The sequence below is a fragment of the Pedobacter mendelii genome (genome assembly GCF_014635725.1).
GTDB classification, from domain to species: domain Bacteria; phylum Bacteroidota; class Bacteroidia; order Sphingobacteriales; family Sphingobacteriaceae; genus Pedobacter; species Pedobacter mendelii.
Window position 1 is genome coordinate 1 of record NZ_BMDJ01000008.1, and the last position, 15,665, is coordinate 15,665.

A 15,665-nucleotide genomic window follows, 5' to 3' on the forward strand; every position below is an offset into this window, starting at 1 on the left:
ATGAACCAATGAACCAATGAACCAATGAACCAATGAACCAATGAACCAATGAACCAATGAACCAATGAACCAATGAACCAATGAACCAATGAACCAATGAACCAATGAACCAATGAACCAATGAACGCCTAACTAGCTACCTCAAGTTTCAATTTTTTCCCTTTTATTTTTTCTCCACTTAACGCGTTCAAAAGCTTTTCTACAACTTTTCTTTTAACAGCAACATAACTAGTTGTATCTTTAACTTCAATTAAGCCTAAATCTTCTTTTAGTAAACCACCTTTTTGCAAAAATAATCCAACAATATCGATTTTGTTAATTTTATCTTTTTTTCCATTTGCGATGTATAAAGTCACCCAATCACTGGCCTCAGGTAATTTATATTTATCGCCTAACTGCTCTAACTCAATATTTTCGGGCAGATATTTATAATGCTCTTCTTCTGTTAAAATTGCATAAGCAGTACCTTTGGCATTCATACGTGCGGTTCTTCCGTTTCGATGAATGTACGCATCTTCGGTGTAAGGCAATTGATAATGTACGATATTTTCTACCTCCGGAATATCCAATCCACGGGCAGCTAAATCTGTTGTGATTAATATTTTATGACTACCATTCCTAAATTTTAAAAGTGATTTTTCTCTGTCTGCCTGCTCCATCCCTCCATGAAAAACATCATGGCCTAAGTCATGTTCAAAAAGTAAGTCGCTTATTCTATCTACTGTTTCCCGGTGATTACAAAAAACCAGGGTGTTAGCACCACCTATTTTACTTAATAGCTTAAATAAAACATCCAATTTATCAGCCGCAGGTGCAATTACTTTTTTAAGTTTTAAATCTGGTTTTACCTGTAAATCTTTTGAGAAATCTATTTCAGCATGATTTTTTAATTTAACAAAAGGTGGAATACCCTCCATTTTTGTTGCTGAGGTTAAAACCCTTTGCTTTAGCGATAACAAAGTGCCGATAATGTAGGACATATCCTGCTCAAAACCAAATTCAAGGGATTTATCAAACTCATCTAAAATCAAAGTTTCAATAAAGGATTCATCAAAATTGTGGCGTTCTAAATGATAGGCGATGCGGCCAGGCGTACCGATTAAAACTGCTGGGGGATGCGCCAGGTTGTTTTTTTCAATTCGTACAGCATGACCACCGTAACAACAGTTTACTTTAAAAGACGAACCCATCTGCTTAAAAACCTGTTCTATTTGCAAGGCCAATTCTCTGGAGGGGACAAGAATTAACGCCTGTATGCCGTTATAATCGACTTTCAAACCAGTTAATAATGGCAATAAAAAAGCAAGCGTTTTACCCGAACCTGTTGGTGCAATCAGTACGACATCTTTACCTGCTTTAATTTCCTTAATGGATGCATTTTGCATATCATTAAGTGCCGTAATATTTAATTTTTTAAGCGCATTTTCTATCATTACGCCCAAAGGTAAGCATTTCAAATTGTTGCAAACTCTGTAAAAAAATTATTAGAATTTTAAATATTTACCCTTTAATCTTTTCAATGCAGAAAAGTTAAGTTTTTTTTCTAATAAAAAAAGCATTTTGCCTCTTTGCGACATAGAATTTGTAACTTTCTCATTAACAGCATCAACTGATGATATAATTCTATCAGCCAGTTCATCGGCAAATTTATTAGCTCTGCTCTGTTGCAGCAATTGAAGTTCCTGTATTAATTCTGCTTTCATAACTTAAGGGATTTGATTAACTAATAGATAAATGTAACGTTTAATAAACAAGATTTGTTGCAAAAAATATTAAAAATAACTAACAAAAAGGAACTAACTTGTTGATAACTAAACTTTTGTTAGCAAATAAACAACCTCAGCTTAACACGAATTTAATTTATAGCGCTTATTTTTATAAAAACCTGATTACCATTTGTTAACCTCAAAAAACAACAATGTATGACATGGAAAAAATTTAGTGGAGAAGTAATACAATCTTCTATTTTAGAAGAAGTAGAATTGGCAATTATTAGAGAAACAGAAAAGGGCTATAAACTTAAGGTTTGTATTGGTACAGATTCGCAAGTTAAAGGCCTAATCACCGATTTTGCAACAGTAATAGTTTTGCTTAGAGAGCATCATGGTGGCTTTATGTATATCCACCAGGAAAAGTCATCGCAACAAGTAAGCATAAAGGAACGTATGTTAATGGAAGTTCAAAAATCTATTGAAACTGCATACTCTATTTGCGATTTACTTGATATTTATGATGTTGCGCTAGAGGTACATGCCGATATAAATACCAATCCTTCATTTAAATCAAACAAGGCATTAAACGATGCGATGGGCTACATTTTAAGCATGGGCTTTATTTTTAAAGCGAAACCCGAAGCTTTTGCAAGCTCTACCTGTGCCGATAAAATGGTGCATTAGGTTTGAAATTAAACTTAATAGGAGTATCTTTAATTCATAATTCAATACTATGAAAAAGATATTCCTTTCTGTTTTTGTCTTAATAATTTCCGTTTCGGTTTTCGCACAAAGTGAAGACAAGGATACCTACACAAAAGTTGGTGATGAATTGCCTAAATTCAATTTCGAAATAGAAACAGGAAAGTCCGTTAATATATCAGATTACAAAGGCAAGCTTATATTGATTAACTTATTTGCAACCTGGTGCCCGCCATGCAATATCGAGTTGCCATTAGTTCAAAAAGATATTTGGGATAAGCATAAAGACAATAAAAATTTCGCATTTTTTGTATTTGGTCGTGAAGAAGGCTGGGATAAATTGATTCCCTATAAAGCAAAAAAAGGATTTACTTTCCAAATATTACCCGATTTAAAAAGAGATGTATTTAGCAAATTTGCTAAGCAATCTATACCAAGAAACATCTTAATCGATGAAAATGGTAAAATTATTTATCAATCAATTGGTTACGAGGAAAAAGAATTTCAATCTCTAGTTAAATTGATTGACAATAAATTATCCCAAAAAATAACAAAATAACATGTTTGGTGTTTGAATATAAAACTATAACTTGAAAACTTACAGACTAGAATTTTCGCAAAAAATCCCTGTTTCTTTAGATACCGCCTGGGATTTCTTTTCATCACCACTTAACCTTTCTGAAATAACACCAAAAGATATGACTTTTGATGTTACATCGCCGATACAAAAAGACACAAAAATGTACACGGGGATGATTATTACTTACAAAGTTTCGCCTTTGCTGGGTATTAAATTAAACTGGATGACAGAAATAACGCATGTTAAAGATAAAGAATATTTTATCGATGAGCAGCGATTTGGTCCTTTTGCATTTTGGCATCACAACCATCATTTCGAAGCTGTAGAAGGCGGCGTGTTAATGCATGATATTTTGCACTACGCCATTGGTTGGGGACCAATTGGTTCTATTGCAAATGCGATTGTAGTAAATAATAAAATAAACGGAATTTTTAATTTCAGATACAAGAAAGTAGAAGAATTATTTGGCAAAATTTAATCCTTAACTACCACTTTTTAGTAGAAATTGTTTCTGTCTTTTTCTTTGACTTTTCAGTTAGATTGGTTGAAAGTATTTTCTTAAAGTTTTCTGCAAGTTTAGTTGTTTTCGCATAAGCACTTTCAACAACATCTTTCCATTCGCCCGCACTAAGTTTACCTGGTGTTTTTTCTAAAGGTGTTGCAATTTTCGTAGTCGCAACATAATTTCCATACCGATCTCTCTGGTAAGGGATATATTCAAAATCAGTAAACCAGAATCTGTATTTCTTGTCGCGAGCTTCAAACATTAAATTGTAGTTAACCTCTCCACTTGGATGACCTGCAACAAGAATCGTTTTATCGATAATCATCGTGCCCCTGGCAATAATTGATGTATCAGTAGAACTTTTTTTTATTACAGTCTTTTTGTAAAGATTTAGAAAAGAATTTGCCCTTAAAATTAAACTATCTTTTGTGGTTGTTTTTACATCTACAACTTCATAGTAAATAAACTTACCGCTATCATCTAAAGAGAATTGCTTTTGCTGTGCTGCAACTTTTAAAGAGGAGATTGCTAGTAATAAAATTAAGGTGTATTTCATATTGGTAAATAATAAAATATCTAAGAGGCAAAACCTCAGAGATAGTAGCACAATAATAGCCACAGATTCACAGATTTTCAAAAATACTTTTTTAATGTATGAATCTGTGGCAAAAAAATTGAAGCAAAAACTTCAAAAAATTAAAACATAAAGATAATAAAAAGCCTCCGGCTAGAAACCGGAGGCTGATTTAAAAAAAAATACTATTTATTAAAAAGCATAAACAGCTGCTAAAGAGAACTGACCTGCATTTGGTGCAGCACCTCCCGTTTTATTAGCAAAGGGTTTATCACCATTATGGTCTAATCTAACCTCCGGAATGAAAGTTAAACCGCCAGATTTAATATTCGCAGTAAATGTTAAACCTGTATATGATGTGCCTTGAGTTGTACCAACGTCTTTAATTTTAAAATATTCACCTCTTAAGCCTAAAGTAACAGCATCAGCAACAGCAACTTGAGGATACAAAGCAACGCCAGCGTAACCACCTGCATCATCAGCCTTATCATAATTAGCCGCATTTAAACCCAATTTAAATGCTTTAGTTATTTGGTATGATGTTGTTAAATCTTCTATTGTTCCGTAACCTGTCGGATCAGCACCTGATAAAACATTTAAATAAGCTGTCCATCCTTCCACCGGAGAAACCATAAGTTGTCCGCCAATGCTTGATACACCCCTTGTTGCGCTATAAAGATTCCAATCGTTGAATAAACCAGCCATTAAACTAACTTTATCAGAGAACTTATAGGTTGCCTTAATACCTGCATTTTGGAAAGGACCATTGGTAAATAAATAAGAAGTTGAGTAGTTAAAATTTCCAACCGGAGAAATTACTTCATAACCTATAAAAGTACCCATATAACCTGCAGTCATTGAAAACTTATCAGAAAAATCATAATTAACATATAAATTTTGAATATGGAATGAAGAGCCATCATTAGCTGCATCAGGAATGGATTGAGTTTGACCGCGTGGACCAAAAGAAATCTCACCTACGAATGATGCTTTACCAGTCTTTTTCTTCAATACTAAATCTAGCATCCCTAATGAAACCGAATTATGATCGGAAGCAAAGGAAGTTGGAATATTAGATTTTTTTGCAAAATCATATTTATAATAAGTATCAACCGAACCCGAAAATTCGAGTGGCGATGTTGGAGCCTCTTGCGCCAGCGCACACGTAGTGCTTGCTACACTAAATATAGCAGTTAAAAATTTCTTCATGTTTGAGCTTTGTTGGGGTTTAGATAATATTTAAATCTTTAAGATATGGATTCGGTTATAGGATTATTTTTTGCAATGTACTCGGATTTTTCATCAACTAACAATGTGCCTTGGCTATATTTTTCATTATGTTGTGACGCATCAAGACCCATTTCTTCTTCCTCATCAGATACACGAATTGGTTGAATTAAATTAATGAATTTGAAAATAATGAATGAGACAACAAAACTGAAAATCACTACAATTAACACACCTTTTAACTGAGTAAAAAAGAATGCCGGGTTACCATATAACAAACCATCAACACCCGCCGAGTTTACCGTTTTGGTTGCAAAAACACCTGTTAAAATCATACCAACAATACCACCAACACCGTGACAAGGGAATACATCTAAAGTATCATCAATAGTAGTTTTAGATTTGCCATAAACAACAAGATTCGAACAAATTGCTGCAAAAGCTCCAATAAAAATACTTTGAGGAATGGCTACATAACCAGCACCTGGCGTTATGGCAACAAGGCCAACAACAGCACCGATACAAAAACCCAATACCGAAGGTTTTTTACCACGAAGTACATCAAAAAACATCCACGATAAACCTGCTGCACCAGCTGCAACATTTGTGGTAGCAAATGCTGAAACAGCTAAAGAACCTGCTCCTAATGCTGAACCGGCATTAAAACCGAACCAACCAAACCATAATAAACCTGTACCAATTAATACATAAGGAATGTTTGCTGGAGGAATTTCTTTATGATCCAAATGTGCTTTTCTACGTTTCAGAACAAGAGCACCGGCCAAAGCAGCCATACCTGCCGAAATGTGTACAACAGTACCACCAGCAAAATCAAATACCCCCATTTTCATTAGTAAACCATCAGGACTCCAGGTCATGTGTGCTAATGGCGCATAAACCAATAAGCCAAAAAGAACAGTAAATAAAATGTACGATGTAAAACGTATACGTTCTGCCACAGCGCCTACAACTAGCCCAGGGGTGATAATGGCGAACATTAATTGAAATAATGCAAATAGGGTTAAAGGAATAGTAGGCGCAAGGCTCCATGGCTCTCCTGAATTTACACCTTTAAAGAAAAAGAACGTAGAAGGATCTCCAATAAAACCACCAATATCTTTACCAAATGCAAGGCTAAACCCTACTACTACCCATAGTACAGATACTACACCTGCTGCTACAACGCTTTTAATCATTGTAGAGAGTACATTTTTTCTATGTACCATACCGCCGTAAAAGAAGGCAAGACCTGGTGTCATTAAAAATACTAGCGCTGTTGCAACAATTACCCAAGCAACATCAGCAGCATTGTACTTACCCACATCATAATTTGGTAAAGCGGGAACAAAAATGGCAGCTATCGCAACAATTGCCAGCACCAGAAATGGAGCAACTTGTTTTAAGGAAAATTTACCCATAGTTTTTAAGATTAGTTTGTTTGGTTGATTAAATAGTTTGATTTCTCTGATTTTATTTTGATAAAAATACAACATATTGTAGTTTTTACACTATTAAATAGAAATATTTTAATAAAATCAATATATTTTTGTAAAATATGCCAAAAAAAAATACAAAAAATATAATTAATAAAAAAAACACACCATAATTAAGTGTGTTTTTATCAAAAAGAAAATTAAGTTTTAATTAAGAATTATACAATTTTATCTATAATTTATAAAAAATTATCTTAAAAAGAGATACAAAAAATAAAAAATCTATGAAATTTCATGGATTTTTCAAAAAAAATTAAATATTTTTATGTTTTTAGCTTAAATACAACGAACCTTGAATCACCCCTCGTTTTTCGATTTCTTTATCTATATAAGTTTGAATTGATGATTTATTTAAACCCCAATTTGGCGCAATTAGTAAATCCCAATCCGAAATACCAAAAAGTCTCTGAATTACAACATCCGGACGTAACAATGGAATCAGTTCGCAAAGTAAATCTGTGTATTCCTCTAAAGTAAAAAGCTTAAATGGTTCTTTTTTGTACTTAGCCCCCATTATAGAACCTTCTACGATATGTAAATGATGAAATTTAACGAATTTGATTTGTGGGAAACGATTAATCTCATGAATATAACCCAACATCATTTCCTTAGTTTCCCAGGGGAAACCAAAAATGGTATGCACACATAAGTCTAACTTGCTATTTTCTAAAAGCTTAACAGCTTCTACAAATTCACCGTGGCTGCAGCCTCTGTTAATCTGATTTAAGGTTTCATCATAAATAGACTCCATCCCCATTTCCAAATCCACATCGTATCTATCTGTATAACTTTCAAGCAAAGCAACCTTCTCGGCATCAATACAATCTGGCCGCGTACCCACCGAAAAACCAACCACATCTTCAGGATTAACAGCAAGCGCTTCATCGTACATCATCTTTAAATAATGCACCGGCGCATAAGTATTGGTATTCGGCTGAAAATAAACAATGAACTTATCTGCCTTGTAAAAATTTTTACCGCGCTCCATTCCTTTCTCCAGCTGCTCGCGGATGGTAGGCATTTTACGGGAAATTTCTGGCGTAAAAGAATCTACATTACAATAAGTACAACCGCCATAACCTTTACTCCCATCGCGATTTGGGCAGGTAAAGCCACCATCAACAATCGTTTTAAAAACCCTTTGCCCATTGTATTTTTCACGCAAATGCGTACCGTAATTCTTATATCCTTTTATACCTAAATCAACCTGTGTTCCCATTGGCTGCAAAAATACACAATACTATCAAGATTTGGGCATCGAGCGCAAAGACTTATATACAGGTTACAAACGCTATATATTATTAGAAAAGCAAATTCAGCATTTCAATTAAGCGTTATTCCCGCCATTTGCTCATACGCCTGCAGGCCTTAGGCTCGAGGCCGGTATCCGCAATGTCGGATTTAGGAAATTTTCGTTTCCTGCAAAAAAGTAAATTAGCTAAAACAGAGCGATGGTTTTTTATTGAATTGTAAAGTTTATTTTTCGTCCAAGTCCAAATTCAATCAATTTGTAAAGTGTAGAAAGTTGAATATCACTATGTCCGTTTTCTATTCTTGAAATAAAACTTTTTTTAGCGCCAATTTTATCAGCAAGTTGCTCTTGTGTCAAATGCGCTAATTTTCTTTCCGCTTTAATTAATTCACCAATAGCAAAAGATTTTGCTTTAATTTCAAAAGTAGTTCTACTTTCAGTACCCATTTTTCCGTACCTCTTATCAAGATGTTCGGCAAAAGTTGCGATATTTTTATTTTTTGTTTCCATTTTCCTGCTCTTTTTGTTCGTAAAAATATTCTTCCATTATTTTCTCTGCCTTTTTCAAAACTTTGGTTGGCGTCTTTTGCGTTTTCTTCTGAAATCCATTAAACAATACAACTAAATTACCTTTGTCAAAACAGCAAAATATTCTGTAAATATTACTTTCATATTCAATCCGAATTTCAAAAAGTCCTTTTACACCTTCAATACTTTTGAAAAACTTGTTCGGGACACGTTCAAGAATAGTCATCATAAAAAGTACCTCGTCAATTTTGTCCTTTACTTTATCAGTCAAGGTTTCAAAAAAGTCGTTAAAGTATTCTTTATAAAAAACAATTTCTCTGCTTGTTTTCCCCCAAAAAAGTTAACGAATAATGGAACAAATACAGAATGGATTTTGAAGATTTTTTTTGTGGTTTTTATTGTCGGCAATTAAAATTACTACTAATTTTTTGAAAATTTTTGTAGGAATGGCATTGGCATTGCTTGCAGAAACATTGTCGCAGCGCACTGAACTAAATAATTAACGTAAACCACCGTCAGCCATTTTTATACAAATTTGCTGTTACCTGCAGGCGTATTTGTTCAGTTTAATATGTTTTTAAATGCATCTATAAATTTCATAAAGTTTTGTTTTACTGTGCCGTCCGTAATTTGTCCTTGTTCGCTTATTTTACCTTTAATTCCTTGTATTAATAATGTTGTGTCGTTTGTGAATTTAGTCATTACAGTTTTCATAATCAACTGTAATTCTTCATGTCCTTTTTGCCCACTTGCAGAAGCTGTTATTAGTCCGATTGGTTTGTCAGAGAAAACAGTCGTAACAACACACCATTCAATTGCGTTTTTCAGTCCACTTGGAATACTAAAAACATATTCGGGTGTACAAATTATTATTCCGTCTGAAAGTTGTATTTTTTTTCTAAATTCTATTATTTCTGTTGGCGGATTGTCTGTCGAAAGTTCTGGGTCAAAATGGGGAAGTGTTTTCAAGTCATTAAAAACTGTCAAATTAAAAATGTCTTTTGTCAAAACGGCTAAATTGTTTACAAGTTTTTCGTTTGCAGAGTTCTTACTTGCACTTCCAATAATTACAAAAATATTTTTCTTTTCTATCATTGATTTCAATCTGTAAGTGAAGGTCTGTTACGCTTACAGCTAATTAACTGCTTAGCGCAACCTAAACGTTTAAGTTCTGTATTAATCCAATTCGTTCAGCCTCTGATCCATACCAAAACCTCTTTTCTTCCGTTTTCCCATAAATTAAAATTTCCAGTTATCAACTTTGATATAAAATAATTGATTTAACCTTTAATAAATATTACGATTTGCAACAGCACAATCCTTAAGCTTTACTTTCCCTATTAATAAAAAAGTAAACCGGAACACCCAGCAAAACAATAATAAGCCCAGGCCAGGTGTATTGTTGTTTATACATAAGCAGCAAAATACAGAATGCAGCACCGATTAATAAGTAAATTATAGGTGTAATTGGATACAGCCAGGTTTTGTATGGTCTTTCTAAACTTGGCTTTTTTAACCTTAAATAAATAACACCAAAAACAGTAATCATATAAAACAGTACAATTACAAAAGAAATCATATCTAAAAGATTACCATATTGCCCGCTTAAACACAAAACCGAAGCCCAAATGCCTTGCATCCAGAGTGATTTTTCTGGAACGCCATTTTTATTATTCTGAAGGGCAGCTTTAAAAAACATGCCATCTTTAGCCATGGTTTGAAAAACCCTTGCACCTGCCATTACCAATCCGTTTACGCAACCAAAAGTAGAAACCATCACCAAAATAGCCATCACAATAGTCCCGATACCGCTACCAAATATTTGTTCTGAAGCCACTACCGCAACTCTATCATTCGGAGCAAAAGCTATCGCATCTCTTCCTAAGGTGTTTAGGTAAATAAAATTAACCAATAAATACAAAATCATTACTGCCGAAGTACCCAAAACCATAGAACGCACCACATTCTTTTTAGGGTTTTCAATTTCTCCGGAAATGAATGTTACATTTTCCCATGCCACGCTCGAAAATACAGAACCAACCATTGCAGCTGCAATCCCGCCCATTATGGTCATTCCGGATATAGATTCCCATCCAGATTTTGTTAAGTTACCGCTTAAATCTGTTTTCAGATTATTAAAAGCACTCCATCCAAAACCCATATTCTCCGACCAGAAACTACTTTTAACTAAAAAAAAGCCTAAAATAATTAAACCAATAAGGGCTATAATTTTAGAACCTGTAAATACATTCTGTAATACTTTACCACTTTCTACACCTTTTGTATTAATATAAGTTAAGAGCACGATAACACCAATAGCCATAATCTGGATCCAGGTAATTTTGTAGCCGCCACTTTGAAATATAGGTGCCGCATCATTAAGAGCCGGAATTAAATAGGCCGTAAATTTCCCAAAGGCAACAGCTACAGCGGCAATAGTACCCGTTTGGATTACAGTAAATAATCCCCAACCATACAGGAAACCCATCATTTTACCAAAAATCTCTTTCAGATAAGTGTATTGCCCACCCGCTTTTGGAAACATAGAAGAAAGTTCTCCGTAAGAAATTGCGGCTGCAACTGTCATTACTCCGGTTATTAACCAAACAACAATTAGCCAATAGCCAGAACCTAAATTCCTCATAATATCGGCACTTACAATAAAAATACCGCTACCAATCATTGAACCCATTACCAGCATTATGCCATCAAAAAGACCGAGTTTCTTTTTAACAGGTTCCTTTTCTTCAAATTTTTCCATTTTTTTTTGTTTGGTTTTTAGGTTTAGTTACGGCTAATTTATTTAAAAAATCCAATTCAGAGGTGAGTTAAATTGTATTATTTTAATTAGAGAGAGCAGTTCAACGTCGTTCCCAACTTGATTGGGAATCTCAAGGTATATAGCAATCATAATATTAAGTTACCCGCATAAGCGTTGAAGACGACGTTTTTAATAGTTTTTAAACACCAACCAACATTAACTCATTCTATCAATCTCTTCTTCTATCATTCCTAAAATCTCTAATTCTATACTTTTAATTATTTCATCATCTGAAAATAAAATTATTATATTGCTAAATAAATAACCAAAACTAAATAATTCAATGTTTGCAAAATAAGTATTAACCATACTTATTAATATTATGAGCTGGCAAACATTGGTTCAAAAAATCAAAACCAAATATCAACTATGGATTTTTTACAAAACAATTTAATTTATGCTGTTCCGGCTTTAGGACTTATTGGAATTATTGTAATGCTATTTAAAAGCGCCTGGATAAGCAAGCAAGATGCAGGTGATGCAAACATGCAGGAACTCGCCGGCTATATTGCCGATGGCGCAATGGCTTTTTTGAAAGCAGAGTGGAGAGTATTGAGCATTTTTGCTGTTTTCACAGCAGCCCTATTAGCTTATTCTGGTACAATAACCGAAATTAATGGTGTTCCGATGCATTCTAGCTGGATAATTTCTATCGCTTTTATTATTGGAGCTGTATTTTCTGCAACAGCAGGATACATTGGCATGAAAGCCGCAACAAAAGCAAATGTTAGAACTACCCAAGCGGCCAGAACCAGTTTAAAACAGGCACTAAAAGTTTCTTTTACAGGTGGAACTGTTATGGGATTAGGCGTGGCGGGCTTAGCCGTTTTAGGCTTAGGTGGTTTGTTTATTGTTTTCCTGCAGGTATTTCACGTTACAAGTGCCAACAGTATCGAAATGAGAACGGCTATAGAAGTTTTAACCGGATTTTCTTTGGGCGCTGAATCAATTGCGCTGTTTGCTCGTGTTGGTGGTGGTATTTACACTAAAGCTGCCGATGTAGGTGCCGATTTAGTTGGAAAAGTTGAAGCCGGCATTCCGGAAGATGATGTGCGTAACCCGGCAACAATTGCCGATAATGTTGGCGACAATGTTGGCGATGTTGCCGGAATGGGAGCCGATTTATTTGGATCATACGTAGCTACAATACTGGCCACCATGGTTTTAGGCCAGGAAATAAAGGTTGAGGACAAGTTCGGTGGCATGTCTCCTATCCTTTTACCAATGGTAATTTGTGGTTTAGGTATCCTCTTCTCTATCGTAGGAACTTGGTTTGTAACCATTAAAGATGAAAAATCTAACGTGCAAACAGCGCTGAATTTAGGAAACTGGTCTTCAATTTTAATTACGGCCATATCTTCATTTTTTATCGTAAAGTGGATGTTGCCAGAGAATTTAAGCCTACGCGGTTACGAGTTTTCTAGCATAAATGTTTTCTACGCCATTATTGTTGGCTTAGTTGTAGGCACAATTATGAGTATTGTAACCGAATATTTTACAGCAATGGGTAAAGGTCCTGTTAATTCGATTATACAACAATCTTCAACTGGCCATGCAACAAATATTATAGCAGGTTTATCAGTTGGGATGAAATCTACTGTTATTCCAATTTTAGTTTTAGCGGGCGGAATTATGGCTTCTTATCACTTTGCAGGTTTATATGGAGTAGCAATTGCGGCTGCAGGCATGATGGCAACTACGGCAATGCAGTTAGCTATTGATGCCTTTGGACCTATTGCAGATAATGCAGGCGGTATCGCAGAAATGAGTCAGCTTCCTCCGGAAGTTCGTGAACGTACGGATAATTTAGACGCTGTTGGTAACACAACCGCTGCAACTGGTAAAGGGTTTGCCATTGCTTCGGCAGCATTAACTTCTTTGGCTTTATTTGCAGCCTTTGTTGGTATTGCAGGTATTACGGCTATTGATATTTACAAAGCACCTGTTTTAGCTGGTTTATTTGTTGGCGGAATGATACCCTTTATATTTTCTGCATTGTGTATTCAAGCTGTTGGTAAAGCCGCGATGGATATGGTACAGGAAGTTCGTCGCCAGTTTCGCGAAATTCCTGGAATCATGGAATACAAAGCAAAACCTGAATACGATAAATGCGTAGCCATTTCTACAAAAGCATCAATCCGCGAGATGATGATGCCTGGTGCAATTGCCTTAATTACCCCAATTATAATCGGTTTCACTTTTGGACCCGAAGTTTTAGGTGGATTATTAGCTGGTGTAACGGTTACAGGTGTATTAATGGGAATTTTTCAAAGCAATGCAGGTGGCGCATGGGATAATGCTAAAAAATCATTTGAACAAGGCGTAATGATTAATGGCGAAATGTTCTACAAAAAATCTGAACCGCACAAGGCTTCTGTAACTGGAGATACTGTTGGTGATCCTTTTAAAGATACTTCAGGCCCATCTATGAATATTTTAATTAAATTAATGTCGATTGTTTCATTAGTTATTGCTCCATACATAGCAGTTAAGGCTGTTGAAGGTAATTACAAGCAAGAAGTTCGCAAAGAAATAAGAATTGAACAAAAAACTGATAGTTTAGGAAACATAATTACTGATACTTTAATAAATAAGACAGACACTTTAGCACGTTAGTTGTAAAAACTAAGTTATAATAACATAAAAGGGATTTTTAACCAAAATCCCTTTTATTTTTCCGTAATTTTTAATTACGTTTGGAACTGAATTAATCTAAACAAAAACTATAATATGGGTTTATTTACTAAAAAGCCAATGCATCTATTGCTAGAAGAAGCAGGCGATTCAGGCAAAGGCTTAAAGCGTACACTTAGCGCAGGTGCATTAGTAGCACTGGGTGTAGGAGCAATTATTGGGGCCGGACTATTTGTTCGAACTGCTGCAGCAGCAGCTCAAAACGCAGGTCCTTCAGTTACCATCGGATTTATAATAGCTGCAATAGGCTGTGCTCTGGCAGGTTTATGCTATGCTGAATTATCTTCATCTATTCCAATATCCGGTAGTGCATATACATACACTTATGCAACTATGGGCGAATTAATGGCTTGGGTAATTGGTTGGGATTTAGTTCTCGAATATGCTGTTGGTGCTGCAACTGTAGGCATTGCCTGGAGCGAATACCTAAATAAGTTATTAGTAGAAGTAATACATATTGCCCCCATACCGTATGAATGGTGCCATTCACCATTCCAATCGCATCCTGATGGAACCGTAAATGGTATTATGAATTTACCTGCATTATTTATTGTAGGTGTATTAAGCTTACTTTTAATTAAAGGTACTTCTGAATCGGCTTTTGTAAATGGCGTTATCGTTATTACTAAAGTTGCTATTGTAATTTTAATCATTGTACTGGGTTGGAACTTTATTCACGAAGCTAATCATCATCCATACATTCCTGAAGCAACAACCTATGTAGATCATGCTGGAATTAGCCATAGTTTTGGCGGGTTTTGGGGTGTTATTGGGGCTGCAGGAACGGTATTCTTCGCTTTTATTGGCTTCGATGCGGTGAGTACAGCGGCACAAGAAACAAAAAACCCTAAAACAGCAATGCCTATTGGTATTTTAGGATCATTGGCTGTGTGTACAGTTCTTTATATTTTATTTGCACACGTATTAACGGGCATTGCTCCTGTAGAATTTTTCAGAACAAAAGGTGGTGAAGCATCAGTTGTAGCTGCAATTAGTGAATATATGACCGGCTATAGTTGGTTAGCTAAATTAGTTACAGTTGCAATTTTAGCAGGTTTTTCTTCAGTAATATTGGTAATGTTATTAGGTCAGAGCCGTGTATTTTATTCAATGAGTAAAGATGGTTTATTGCCTAAAATGTTTAGTGAATTACACCCAAAATTTAAAACACCTTATAAAGCAAACCTGGTAATTTTGGTAATTGTAGGTTTATTTGCCGCATTTATTCCTGGAGATGTGGTTGGTGATATGACTAGTATTGGTACCTTATTCGCATTTATGCTAGTTTGTATAGCCGTAATTATACTAAGAAAAACTGATCCGGATCTTCCACGTCAATTCAGAACACCGTGGGTACCGTTAATACCTATTCTTGGTGTAGCTGCCTGCGGATTAATGATTCTCGGTTTAGGCTGGACCAACTGGTTAAGGCTATTTGGCTGGTTAGCACTTGGATTTATAATCTACTTCGGATATAGCAAAAAGAACTCTCATTTAAAGGATTCAAAATAACTTATCTCATAATATTTTAAAGCCCCGACATAAAATCGGGGTTTTTTTATGCCTAAAAATTTAAC

At 35.0% G+C, this 15,665-nt stretch carries 16 protein-coding genes; 5 read left to right on the plus strand and 11 right to left on the minus strand.

Features of this window, described 5'->3' with window-relative positions; genetic code table 11:
- Positions 1-128: 128 nt before the first annotated feature.
- Both IEV50_RS13570 and IEV50_RS13575 read right to left on the minus strand, forming a co-directional pair.
- On the minus strand, positions 129-1,457 hold the full coding sequence (locus IEV50_RS13570) for a DEAD/DEAH box helicase (protein ID WP_308785478.1): 1,329 nt from the start codon (positions 1,455-1,457) through the stop codon (positions 129-131).
- A 27-nt stretch (positions 1,458-1,484) separates the two neighbouring features.
- The gene (locus tag IEV50_RS13575; protein ID WP_188415221.1) at positions 1,485-1,703 is read right to left on the minus strand and encodes a hypothetical protein; all 219 of its coding nucleotides are present in this window, start codon (positions 1,701-1,703) and stop codon (positions 1,485-1,487) included.
- A gap of 219 nt (positions 1,704-1,922) precedes the next feature.
- On the opposite strand from IEV50_RS13575, the gene IEV50_RS13580 reads away from it, so the two are divergent.
- From IEV50_RS13580 to IEV50_RS13590, 3 genes are read left to right on the plus strand one after another with little or no spacing between them, the layout of a single operon-like run.
- The gene (locus IEV50_RS13580; RefSeq protein ID WP_188415223.1) at positions 1,923-2,396 is read left to right on the plus strand and encodes a ribonuclease H-like YkuK family protein; all 474 of its coding nucleotides are present in this window, start codon (positions 1,923-1,925) and stop codon (positions 2,394-2,396) included.
- 49 nt (positions 2,397-2,445) lie between these two features.
- Complete coding sequence (locus tag IEV50_RS13585) at positions 2,446-2,973, plus strand: TlpA family protein disulfide reductase (RefSeq protein WP_188415225.1); 528 nt, start codon at positions 2,446-2,448, stop codon at positions 2,971-2,973.
- 31 nt (positions 2,974-3,004) lie between these two features.
- Positions 3,005-3,472: an SRPBCC family protein gene (locus IEV50_RS13590; protein WP_188415227.1), complete on the plus strand. Its 468-nt coding sequence runs from the start codon at positions 3,005-3,007 to the stop codon at positions 3,470-3,472.
- 7 nt (positions 3,473-3,479) lie between these two features.
- Here IEV50_RS13590 and IEV50_RS13595 read toward each other — a convergent pair whose 3' ends face one another.
- The 9 genes from IEV50_RS13595 to IEV50_RS13635 all read right to left on the minus strand — a co-directional run bounded on the left by IEV50_RS13595 (position 3,480) and on the right by IEV50_RS13635 (position 11,703).
- Positions 3,480-4,055, minus strand: a complete 576-nt coding sequence (locus IEV50_RS13595; protein WP_188415228.1) for a DUF4468 domain-containing protein — start codon at positions 4,053-4,055, stop codon at positions 3,480-3,482.
- Between the two features lie 210 nt (positions 4,056-4,265).
- Complete coding sequence (locus tag IEV50_RS13600) at positions 4,266-5,282, minus strand: porin (RefSeq protein ID WP_188415231.1); 1,017 nt, start codon at positions 5,280-5,282, stop codon at positions 4,266-4,268.
- A gap of 38 nt (positions 5,283-5,320) precedes the next feature.
- Positions 5,321-6,718 carry an ammonium transporter gene (locus IEV50_RS13605; protein ID WP_188415233.1) on the minus strand — a complete coding sequence of 466 codons (1,398 nt, stop codon included), beginning with the start codon at positions 6,716-6,718 and terminating at the stop codon, positions 5,321-5,323.
- 346 nt (positions 6,719-7,064) lie between these two features.
- Positions 7,065-8,012: a tRNA modification radical SAM protein MnmL/YtqA gene (gene mnmL, locus IEV50_RS13610; protein ID WP_188415235.1), complete on the minus strand. Its 948-nt coding sequence runs from the start codon at positions 8,010-8,012 to the stop codon at positions 7,065-7,067.
- A 240-nt stretch (positions 8,013-8,252) separates the two neighbouring features.
- Positions 8,253-8,555, minus strand: a complete 303-nt coding sequence (locus IEV50_RS13615; protein ID WP_188415237.1) for a helix-turn-helix domain-containing protein — start codon at positions 8,553-8,555, stop codon at positions 8,253-8,255.
- The gene (locus IEV50_RS13620) at positions 8,539-8,886 is read right to left on the minus strand and encodes a type II toxin-antitoxin system RelE/ParE family toxin (protein WP_188415607.1); all 348 of its coding nucleotides are present in this window, start codon (positions 8,884-8,886) and stop codon (positions 8,539-8,541) included. Before IEV50_RS13620 ends, IEV50_RS13615 begins: the two co-directional genes overlap by 17 nt.
- A gap of 248 nt (positions 8,887-9,134) precedes the next feature.
- Positions 9,135-9,668: an NADPH-dependent FMN reductase gene (locus IEV50_RS13625; RefSeq protein WP_188415239.1), complete on the minus strand. Its 534-nt coding sequence runs from the start codon at positions 9,666-9,668 to the stop codon at positions 9,135-9,137.
- Positions 9,669-9,894: 226 nt separating this feature from the next.
- Complete coding sequence (locus IEV50_RS13630) at positions 9,895-11,334, minus strand: APC family permease (protein WP_188415241.1); 1,440 nt, start codon at positions 11,332-11,334, stop codon at positions 9,895-9,897.
- Positions 11,335-11,550: 216 nt separating this feature from the next.
- Positions 11,551-11,703 carry a hypothetical protein gene (locus tag IEV50_RS13635; RefSeq protein WP_188415243.1) on the minus strand — a complete coding sequence of 51 codons (153 nt, stop codon included), beginning with the start codon at positions 11,701-11,703 and terminating at the stop codon, positions 11,551-11,553.
- Positions 11,704-11,763: 60 nt separating this feature from the next.
- On the opposite strand from IEV50_RS13635, the gene IEV50_RS13640 reads away from it, so the two are divergent.
- Together IEV50_RS13640 and IEV50_RS13645 are read left to right on the plus strand one after the other, a co-directional pair.
- Positions 11,764-14,010, plus strand: a complete 2,247-nt coding sequence (locus IEV50_RS13640) for a sodium-translocating pyrophosphatase (protein WP_188415245.1) — start codon at positions 11,764-11,766, stop codon at positions 14,008-14,010.
- A gap of 114 nt (positions 14,011-14,124) precedes the next feature.
- A complete protein-coding gene (locus IEV50_RS13645; RefSeq protein ID WP_188415247.1) occupies positions 14,125-15,600 on the plus strand; it encodes an amino acid permease in 1,476 nt (491 codons plus the stop codon).
- Positions 15,601-15,665 lie beyond the last annotated feature (65 nt).

Coding starts and splice junctions, on each gene's coding strand:
- IEV50_RS13575 (WP_188415221.1), bottom strand. CDS start 1,703: ATGAAAGCAGAATTAATACAGGAACTTCAATTGCTGCAACAGAGCAGA.
- IEV50_RS13580 (WP_188415223.1), top strand. CDS start 1,923: ATGACATGGAAAAAATTTAGTGGAGAAGTAATACAATCTTCTATTTTA.
- IEV50_RS13585 (WP_188415225.1), top strand. CDS start 2,446: ATGAAAAAGATATTCCTTTCTGTTTTTGTCTTAATAATTTCCGTTTCG.
- IEV50_RS13595 (WP_188415228.1), bottom strand. CDS start 4,055: ATGAAATACACCTTAATTTTATTACTAGCAATCTCCTCTTTAAAAGTT.
- IEV50_RS13600 (WP_188415231.1), bottom strand. CDS start 5,282: ATGAAGAAATTTTTAACTGCTATATTTAGTGTAGCAAGCACTACGTGT.
- IEV50_RS13605 (WP_188415233.1), bottom strand. CDS start 6,718: ATGGGTAAATTTTCCTTAAAACAAGTTGCTCCATTTCTGGTGCTGGCA.
- mnmL (WP_188415235.1), bottom strand. CDS start 8,012: ATGGGAACACAGGTTGATTTAGGTATAAAAGGATATAAGAATTACGGT.
- IEV50_RS13615 (WP_188415237.1), bottom strand. CDS start 8,555: ATGGAAACAAAAAATAAAAATATCGCAACTTTTGCCGAACATCTTGAT.
- IEV50_RS13625 (WP_188415239.1), bottom strand. CDS start 9,668: ATGATAGAAAAGAAAAATATTTTTGTAATTATTGGAAGTGCAAGTAAG.
- IEV50_RS13630 (WP_188415241.1), bottom strand. CDS start 11,334: ATGGAAAAATTTGAAGAAAAGGAACCTGTTAAAAAGAAACTCGGTCTT.
- IEV50_RS13635 (WP_188415243.1), bottom strand. CDS start 11,703: ATGGTTAATACTTATTTTGCAAACATTGAATTATTTAGTTTTGGTTAT.
- IEV50_RS13640 (WP_188415245.1), top strand. CDS start 11,764: ATGGATTTTTTACAAAACAATTTAATTTATGCTGTTCCGGCTTTAGGA.
- IEV50_RS13645 (WP_188415247.1), top strand. CDS start 14,125: ATGGGTTTATTTACTAAAAAGCCAATGCATCTATTGCTAGAAGAAGCA.